General features: G+C 56.5%; 1 rRNA gene (cut by a window edge). It reads left to right on the top strand.

Features of this window, described 5'->3' with window-relative positions:
- Positions 1 to 2,468: ribosomal RNA gene (locus tag ACZ4WZ_RS33810) — 23S ribosomal RNA — on the top strand; it begins 655 nt to the left of the window's first position.
- Positions 2,469 to 2,500: the final 32 nt, after the last annotated feature.

Raw genomic sequence — 2,500 nt, 5'->3', positions numbered from 1 at the left:
TGACTGCGTGCCTTTTGAAGAATGAGCCTGCGAGTTAGCGGTGTGTAGCGAGGTTAACCCGTGTGGGGAAGCCGTAGCGAAAGCGAGTCCGAATAGGGCGATTGAGTTGCACGCTCTAGACCCGAAGCGGAGTGATCTAGCCATGGGCAGGTTGAAGCGGAGGTAAGACTTCGTGGAGGACCGAACCCACCAGGGTTGAAAACCTGGGGGATGACCTGTGGTTAGGGGTGAAAGGCCAATCAAACTCCGTGATAGCTGGTTCTCCCCGAAATGCATTTAGGTGCAGCGTCGTGTGTTTCTTGCCGGAGGTAGAGCACTGGATAGGCGATGGGCCCTACCGGGTTACTGACCTTAGCCAAACTCCGAATGCCGGTAAGTGAGAGCACGGCAGTGAGACTGTGGGGGATAAGCTCCATGGTCGAGAGGGAAACAGCCCAGAGCATCGACTAAGGCCCCCAAGCGTACGCTAAGTGGGAAAGGATGTGGAGTCGCAGAGACAACCAGGAGGTTGGCTTAGAAGCAGCCACCCTTGAAAGAGTGCGTAATAGCTCACTGGTCAAGTGATTCCGCGCCGACAATGTAGCGGGGCTCAAGCGTACCGCCGAAGTCGTGTCATTGCAGCTATAGGGCCAACGCCCGCTGTGATGGGTAGGGGAGCGTCGTGTGCCGGGTGAAGCAGCAGCGGAAGCTAGTTGTGGACGGTTCACGAGTGAGAATGCAGGCATGAGTAGCGATACACACGTGAGAAACGTGTGCGCCGATTGACTAAGGGTTCCTGGGTCAAGCTGATCTGCCCAGGGTAAGTCGGGACCTAAGGCGAGGCCGACAGGCGTAGTCGATGGACAACCGGTTGATATTCCGGTACCCGCTTTGAAACGCCCAATATCGAATCCTCTGATGCTAAGCCCGTGAAGCCGTTCCGGACCCTTCGGGGAAAGGAAAGTGGTGGAGCCGGCGATCCAAGGTGGTAGTAGGTAAGCGATGGGGTGACGCAGGAAGGTAGTCCAGCCCGGGCGGTGGTTGTCCCGGGGTAAGGGTGTAGGCCGTGTGGTAGGCAAATCCGTCACACGTTAAGGCTGAGACCTGATGCCGAGCCGATTGTGGTGAAGTGGATGATCCTATGCTGTCGAGAAAAGCCTCTAGCGAGTTTCATGGCGGCCCGTACCCTAAACCGACTCAGGTGGTCAGGTAGAGAATACCGAGGCGTTCGGGTGAACTATGGTTAAGGAACTCGGCAAAATGCCCCCGTAACTTCGGGAGAAGGGGGGCCATTCCTGGTGATGAGACTTGCTCTCTGAGCTGGGGGTGGCCGCAGAGACCAGCGAGAAGCGACTGTTTACTAAAAACACAGGTCCGTGCGAAGCCGTAAGGCGATGTATACGGACTGACGCCTGCCCGGTGCTGGAACGTTAAGGGGACCGGTTAGTGACCTTTCGGGGTTGCGAAGCTGAGAACTTAAGCGCCAGTAAACGGCGGTGGTAACTATAACCATCCTAAGGTAGCGAAATTCCTTGTCGGGTAAGTTCCGACCTGCACGAATGGCGTAACGACTTCTCGACTGTCTCAACCATAGGCCCGGTGAAATTGCACTACGAGTAAAGATGCTCGTTTCGCGCAGCAGGACGGAAAGACCCCGGGACCTTTACTACAGTTTGATATTGGTGTTCGGTTCGGCTTGTGTAGGATAGGTGGGAGACTTTGAAGCAGCCACGCCAGTGGTTGTGGAGTCGCCGTTGAAATACCACTCTGGTCGTGCTGGATGTCTAACCTCGGTCCGTGATCCGGATCAGGGACAGTGTCTGATGGGTAGTTTAACTGGGGCGGTTGCCTCCCAAAGGGTAACGGAGGCGCCCAAAGGTTCCCTCAGCCTGGTTGGCAATCAGGTGTTGAGTGTAAGTGCACAAGGGAGCTTGACTGTGAGACCGACGGGTCGAGCAGGGACGAAAGTCGGGACTAGTGATCCGGCGGTGGCTTGTGGAAGCGCCGTCGCTCAACGGATAAAAGGTACCCCGGGGATAACAGGCTGATCTTCCCCAAGAGTCCATATCGACGGGATGGTTTGGCACCTCGATGTCGGCTCGTCGCATCCTGGGGCTGGAGTCGGTCCCAAGGGTTGGGCTGTTCGCCCATTAAAGCGGTACGCGAGCTGGGTTTAGAACGTCGTGAGACAGTTCGGTCCCTATCCGCTGTGCGCGTAGGAATATTGAGAAGGGCTGTCCCTAGTACGAGAGGACCGGGACGGACGAACCTCTGGTGTGCCAGTTGTCCTGCCAAGGGCATGGCTGGTTGGCTACGTTCGGGAGGGATAACCGCTGAAAGCATCTAAGCGGGAAGCCTGCTTCAAGATGAGTATTCCCACCTCCTTGAGAGGGTAAGGCTCCCAGTAGACGACTGGGTTGATAGGCCAGATGTGGAAGCCCGGTAACGGGTGGAGCTGACTGGTACTAATAGGCCGAGGGCTTGTCCTCAGTTGCTCGCGTCCACTGTGTTAGTTCTGAAG

It is taken from the genome of Streptomyces sp. NPDC029122 (genome assembly GCF_055569445.1).
Note: the sequence above shows the minus strand (reverse complement) of the source record. Positions and strands in the feature narration are given on the sequence as shown.